Raw genomic sequence first — 6630 nt, 5'->3', positions numbered from 1 at the left:
CCTTAAGCTCATCAGCGATTTTTGCTTTTAGCTGGTCATGTTCGGCCTTTGTTTTAAGCTGTTTGAGCTCTGTTTCTGCCTTTGTAGCACGCTCTGTGATGCGCTCAAGCTCCGACTTGCTCTGTTGCTCGATTTCGTCGAACTTCGAAGCCTTTGCTTTTAGGTCATCGTAATCAGCGTACTTCTCACGATTTTCTTTGCGAAGCGCCCCCATGAGCTTGTTCACTTCGTCTTGTGTGAACATTTTCTGCTCTTGTTCTTGCTGGTTTTCTTTTTCCATGCTTAAAAACCTTTCCCCGCTTGGTGCGGTTATGCCTGTGAGTACAGTTGTATGCAGTTACCCGCTGCATGCGGTATATGAAAAAAGGCGCACGTCTGCGCCCTAAATCAACAATGTTGTGGTATAATGCCACTAACGCAGAAGATGCGTCGCTCCGCTAATGGGAGAGGCCATCTTCTGCGTTTATATAAGGACTTTGACTTCCCCTCTTTTATTTATAAAAATCAACCCTTTAATATTGTGCTGGAGCCCCCTTTTTAAGAGCTCTTGCTCAATCCATGCGTCTTCAGCAGGATGATAGTAGCTGCTTACAACTACCTTCGCTTGGTCTACCATTCCTCTTTTCTTGAATTGACGTTTTGCTTGCTTAATGTTGTTTTCCACCCAGTGTACTGAATCAAGATTGGAGGCCTTAGTTTGAATGGGGCTTTTTATTTCCCACCACTCCATACGTGGCCCAAGCTTCAAATCAAGCGAATCAAGCCCCTGCGGCTGTAATGCAAACCCATTCAAAGCCAAGCTGTCATGAACAAATAGATCCCGCCACTCCTCACCCGTTTTCTTGAAATTTTGTTTCGAATAATCGTCGTTCTCCACCTTGCGAACGCCATACTTTTTGCGAGGGTTTTTCGAATAGTCAACTTTAGGCTTTATGCCTTCAAGCACCCACCGAGGATCACGGCGCTTGAGCTCCCGCTCGAGAAGTTTCTGAATGTCTTTGTCATCGACAAAATCAAGCCAGTTATCAATCCCCAAAGAATCAGCGATCTTTTCCATGGCCGCGTTGATTTTTTCGGGGTGATAGCCCTTGATTGTGTCGCCTTCTCTACAGGCAACGATCTTGCACTTGCACCCTGGGTGATAGCGCATCCCCTCGCCCGCGGTCTCTTTTGTCCAGTACACAGGGCCGCGACCTGCAAGCATGAGACAAAAGCAGCATGACACGCTCTGTGCAACACGGCAATACTTAACCCCTTTCGTGGCTAGCCGCTTCGCGTTTTTGTAAGTAGTCCTATCGGCGTTGTGGCGAACCTCGGATCCGGCACATGAGCCCACGAGCTCTAAGAACTCATCACTTCGTATGTCGTGGGTCTTTGAGTAGTCAATAATGCGGTCGTTTATGCGCTCAAGAATAAAATCTGGCACATCACATATACGGGCTTTCGCTCGTGCTGTTTTCCCGAAAAACTTACAGGCTGCGCCAGCCGTGGTATTGCCCCAAATTTGGACGGCGTCAACAGCCTGTTTATATACCTCTTTGAGGTGCTCTTTGTCGGTGTCATCATTCAATTGCATGTGAGCTTTCATGCAAGCAATAAAGGCCTCGCGACTTTTCTTTTGGTAAAGCGCGAGCTCGCTCTCATAATCGTTCAGATCTGAAGCTTTGATTTCCATGTTTTACTCTTCTGGGGTGTCATCTGATGTGTCATTTGGCCTGTCTCTCGCCTGACTTGCCACCGTCTGCATCATTAGCTGCTGCGCCTCAAACTTGCGCCTGTCGTCTCGAAGCTCTTCGAGCGTCTCGCCCTTGTAACCCATGTCACGCAAAAGCACATCAGACTGCGCCATCCACGGGAAAGCGCCCACCTTCTGCACGGCGGCGTTGGTGACCGACACAACCGACGGTGTGGCGGGGTTGGCAAATGTGCAGGCTATGTCATAGCTTTTTGCAGCTTGCTGATAGCTCGTGTTATTAAGCTGAGCGGCTGCCATAATGGCCACGTTTGAAAGCGTCCTTTTTGCAGCCGAAATGTAGTTGTTGATGTCAACGATTGCGTCTTCTTGCGAAGCGATAAGGGCTTCTGCGCTCGTCGGGTTTGCGCCCGAAAAACCAAGCGAAGATAAGGGTACATTTGTCGCGTCACTGAAAAGCGCAGCCAAGATGCGGATGTAGTCAGCGTGAGGCTGCATTTGCAGCTGTGGAAGCTGGCCCATCTGCGGCGTTTGGTTTTGCTTGTTGGGCGTTATAATCGCAAGCGAGCCCACGTAAGCGCCGAACGGCGTCTCAGCCAATTTTTTAGCAAGCTCGGGGTCTGCACCTAAAATGAACTTTTGCGGCGCCGCCGAAAAAGCAGCGCAGGCGCTCATGTTCATCAGTTCGCGCTGCGCATCATCAACAAGGCTCATAACGGTACGAGAAATGCGAGAAGATCCAAAAGGCCGCTCAAGTGTTGCGTGGTAGCTTAGATGCTCCATAGGAACACGTCCCATGTTGTGAGGCGTGGTTTGAGCCACCCACCTACCCTGTACAAGCGTGAGCACCGTGACCGTCTCGTCATCAAACAGATACATGAGCGTTGGCACATTTTTGCGCTTAGATTTGCTGTATTTGGTGTCTACGACAACAAGGCCCGCCTCAATGCGCTTTTTGGCGTTGGAATAAATCGCACTTGCCGCTGTTGCGGGGTACCCCGACAACACAACATCAGGCTCCTGCCATGCTTGGTTGCCCTTTGTGACCGTGATGAACGCTACGGAATGCCGCAGTGAAGACTGCACGACCTTCTGTACAAGGTTGTCAATGTCGTTAAGCTTACAAAGCTTGTCAATTTGGCCTTGCAATATTTCATCTTTAGCGACAAAGCCTGTAAATTGCACATGGTCTGCCCACCAGTTCACACACTTTGCGGCCCAGTCAATATGCGGTTGAAGCTTTTTCTTCATCTGCGCCGAAACGCTTACACCGAGATCTTTAAGCGGGTTGTCGCTGTTGTAGTATGCGTCTCTTAGCTGATTTGTTTTTAAGTGGCGCTGCCACGTATCGACAAGCTCCTCGGTAAGACCGCAAAGCTCTGGCGCCAAGCCGTCAGCCCGCGCAATGTCTTTACTGATATTCATTAAAAGTACGCCTCCTGCGGCTCGTATTCTTTCGCTTGTTTTGATTTCCAAACGGCAAGTGCTGCTGCCTCTACCACTGCCGAAAGCTCACCGTCAAAGCCCCAGCCACCAGACTTGCCTATGGTTCGCCTGTAGGACTGTGTGACTGCTTTTGTGAGCTCGTCTGGCTCCGTGACGCCTTTAGGTAAGTACCAGCTCAATGTCTTTTCTTGGACTGCATCTACAAAAGTTGTGTTTGCCGCAATGACATCCGCCGTTTTTGGCTTGATGATGTTGTAATGCGGGCAATCTTGTTCTACTCGCTCAATCAGTGAATCTTGCCCAGCTCGACCGTCAATAATGACGGGTACCGACTGCGCCCTCGCTTTGACAAAATCGGCAAGCGCTCGCTTTGTGCCGACGGTTGAGCGGATATCGACAAGCTCAACGTGTGTGTGGTCGCCTTCTTCGAGCGCCACGGCAACAGCAAAGTATTGACCGTCGACGGAAAACTTGACCGCGAACGCACAGGGCGCTGCTGTGGGCGCTTTATCTGTAGCGCAAGCTTGCCACTCGTCAGATGTGATTAAAGGCGTCCCTGCGGCCGCTGATAGCTCTTGAGGCTTTAGCCACACACCTAAACAGTCCTGCGCAAAAGCAAGCCTGCCCATTTGTGGCAAAAGCTCCCTGATAGCTTCAATGTTAGCAACGCCTTCCACGAGCGAGGGGTTTGCTTTGTACCACCTGTCTTCATCGGAAACATCTCCGATTTCAGAAAGACCGTATTCGATATAGCAAAGCGCGCCTGCGTCTTGCTTGTTCTCAATCGCACCGACCGCTTCGGTTCTCATCGCTTCGAAGCGATCAGCCGTAGAGCCTGCGCGGCGAGGTGTTCCCATATAGATGTATTGCGGGTTGTGAAGCGCTCCTGATGATGTCGTCGGCAAGATTGCTTGCAGGTGCTCTGTGGTTACTTCTTGGGCCTCATCGAGCACGACGATATCAAAGGTATTGCCAAGGCTGGCGTTTTTGGTTCGTGTCGAAAAGCAAATACAACCTGCGTTTAGGCCTTTTCTGTACGACTTGAACCAGAAGCCCTCCTGTGCCGTTTTTGAGCTCGTGCGGGAAAGCTTGCTATTAAACCAAGGAATGCCATGCAGCTCATCATTTACTTTGCGGCCCAAAATCACACGGAAGTCCTCGAGGGTCTTCACAATGATCTGATAGTTGTGAACCGTCCATAAAACGCGTGCCCCCAAAAGCATGGCAAGGACAAGCACGTACCACTCAATGATGGTTGTCTTTCCCGCTTGGCGAGGAATCGACAAGCACACACGACGATGCACGAATTGTTTCTGCTCGTCGATAGCAGAGATCATGGCTAAATCTCGCTTTTGCCATTCCAATAAAAAAACGCCTGCCTTTTGGGCAAGCGCTTCAATTACGGATTCAAGATTCAGCTTGTATGGTCGATGATAGCAATATCTAGGCTCCAAGGGTTTGAGCGAGTGCTTTGTCGAGAGGGTCATCTGATTGACTGAGCTCCTTTTCTCGTTCGCTGTCTTTCTCTTCGATTCTCTCGACTTCTTCACATACTGCTCGGTACTCTTTTACGATGGAGGCAATGTTTCGCGGGTCTGCTTCAAGCATCTGTGTGCGCAGAATGTTCCGCGCTTCTTTCAAGCGCTCAAGCATGCCCAAGTCGTCAGCTGTGCTTTTTGTGTTTGCGCTGGTCGTTGCTACAAGAGGAATGGTTTCAGCCTTGAATCTGTTAGTGTATTTTTGTACAGTTCTTGTAGTGCAGCCAAGGTGTGCCGCTATATCTTTTGTGGCCACGCCACGCAGGCGCGCTTGCTTGATGTAGTCTATATCTGCGTTTGATAAAGGCTTGTGCATCTAGGTGCCCCCTGTAAAAAGATCTGCTTGGTGTTCGCACTCATTCGCATGTTGTTTTGAAAAAAAGGCTCTATGCCAACGAGAAGATAGCCGACGATACCGCCCCAGGGTTACCAACGACGCGAAGTGAAAATGATCTTTGATTTGTCAACATCTTTTACAACTTTGTTTGACTTGTCCAAATTACAGTGCCTATGCGATGCCTGTACATTTTCCTGCGCTAATGCAGCAGCCTGCGCAGATTCGTACGGCCCTGCCCAACACTGCTGCTGCTTGTTAAACAGGCGCAGCCAATACCTCGACACGGGAACGACCTCATCGCACTCAAAGCAATCAGGATGTCTTGCTGGCAATGAATAGTTAATCGCTTGTCCGCACAGCGCGCACGGAAGCTGCTGCGCTCGAAGCCATGCTACAAGCTTGCGCCGCGCGTTGCCGTTTGTGCTCCTTGGATTTTTTGACACTTATCCCCCTCCTATATGCAAAAAGTCGCACGCATTACACGTACGACTTTCCACTTTATACATTAACATGCTTTATCTGTTCAAAGCTGTTCAGCGCTGTTCACTTCTGTTCAAAGCTGTTCAAAGCTGTTCTTTTTGCTTGTGGCGCTGCATGTCTTGACGCACAAGCTCGCGCAAGTAAGCGCTTCTGTTTGATTGTGCACATAGCCACTCATACAGCTCTTTGTCTTTAGGATAAAACGCTAATGTATGAGTTTTGACATTATACTTTTGATACTTTGCGTTGGCGCGTCTTTGCGCTTCTGATGTCTGCATGTACAACCTACTTTCTTTTATTTTTGATGTAATCTATTGCTTTAATACTCAGCGCAATGCATACAAAAATAAACAGCCATTTTACGAAAATTAAAATAATCTCCATTGTATATGCCCTTCTGTTTTTGATAAGCTAAGCGCAAGGAGGCTTTTGCCCCCTTGCTTTCTAGCTATGCCTTACTTGCTTTTCTTTTGACGGTCAGCTAGATGCTTGTCGATTGCGGTTGTTGCATAGTGAACAATAATACCGGCGACAACCGCAATCATTATCTCTTCTAAAACATTCATTTCTCACCTCCTTTTGTCTTTCAACTTATAACTATATTATATATGTGTTAGATATATAATGCAAGATAAGAGGATGAGTTTTCAAAAATATTTTTATTGTAAAAGCTTTGTTATTTCCTGCTGTGCAAGCTCTTTAATAACAGGAATTGTAAGTGATGCTGCTGCCTTTACCGCTTGAAGCAATCAAGCGTTGTACATCAATTAAAATGAAACAAACCCTTTTTCTATAACATCTGCAACCTTCAAGCCCACAAACTTCTTTCCGCAGTTTGCGCACATTGCCGTGTTGTAATACATGCCAATAATTGAAATCCAATTTTTCGTAATGTAACAGTTATCGCAAATCGGGCGCTTTTCTTGTATCTCGTCACTTTCTTTCAAGTGGTACGCACCGTTGCAATAATAAAGCGCGCGGCGACGTTTTAATTCAACTTCAAGTCGCTGTACTTTTTCGTTTGCTGCTTGCAATCTGTTCGACAACTCTTGCGCATCGTCGGCAAGCTTTATGAGCTGTATTTTTGTGTCAACATCACTTACAAGCTGTGCTGCCTGCTTTAAGCTCTTCACAAT

6 protein-coding genes are annotated in these 6630 nt (G+C 48.0%); all 6 read right to left on the bottom strand.

What is annotated here, in order from left to right:
* The coding region (locus HMPREF3192_RS05155) for a hypothetical protein (protein ID WP_197414571.1) at positions 1-280 on the bottom strand (280 nt) is incomplete at its 3' end.
* Positions 281-463: 183 nt separating this feature from the next.
* Complete coding sequence (locus tag HMPREF3192_RS05150; protein WP_066306113.1) at positions 464-1675, bottom strand: VG15 protein; 1212 nt, start codon at positions 1673-1675, stop codon at positions 464-466.
* Between the two features lie 3 nt (positions 1676-1678).
* The gene (locus HMPREF3192_RS05145; protein WP_066306111.1) at positions 1679-3118 is read right to left on the bottom strand and encodes a phage portal protein; all 1440 of its coding nucleotides are present in this window, start codon (positions 3116-3118) and stop codon (positions 1679-1681) included.
* On the bottom strand, positions 3118-4476 hold the full coding sequence (locus tag HMPREF3192_RS05140) for a hypothetical protein (protein WP_156422876.1): 1359 nt from the start codon (positions 4474-4476) through the stop codon (positions 3118-3120). The genes HMPREF3192_RS05145 and HMPREF3192_RS05140 overlap by 1 nt, the downstream gene beginning before the upstream one ends.
* 106 nt (positions 4477-4582) lie before the next feature.
* Entirely contained in the window at positions 4583-4993 is a 411-nt protein-coding gene (locus tag HMPREF3192_RS05135) for a helix-turn-helix domain-containing protein (protein WP_066306107.1), read from the bottom strand.
* 1268 nt (positions 4994-6261) lie between these two features.
* Positions 6262-6630, bottom strand: a 369-nt coding sequence (locus tag HMPREF3192_RS06945; protein ID WP_197414570.1) for a hypothetical protein, incomplete at its 5' end; no start/stop codon positions are given.

The sequence above is a fragment of the Atopobium deltae genome, assembly GCF_001552785.1.
Lineage (GTDB): Bacteria > Actinomycetota > Coriobacteriia > Coriobacteriales > Atopobiaceae > Atopobium > Atopobium deltae.
Note: the sequence above shows the minus strand (reverse complement) of the source record. Positions and strands in the feature narration are given on the sequence as shown.

Bases quoted from the DNA above. Each gene is read 5' to 3' on its own strand.
- HMPREF3192_RS05145 (WP_066306111.1), bottom strand. From the start codon at position 3,118: ATGAATATCAGTAAAGACATTGCGCGGGCTGACGGCTTGGCGCCAGAG.
- HMPREF3192_RS05140 (WP_156422876.1), bottom strand. From the start codon at position 4,476: ATGATCTCTGCTATCGACGAGCAGAAACAATTCGTGCATCGTCGTGTG.
- HMPREF3192_RS05150 (WP_066306113.1), bottom strand. From the start codon at position 1,675: ATGGAAATCAAAGCTTCAGATCTGAACGATTATGAGAGCGAGCTCGCG.
- HMPREF3192_RS05135 (WP_066306107.1), bottom strand. From the start codon at position 4,993: ATGCACAAGCCTTTATCAAACGCAGATATAGACTACATCAAGCAAGCG.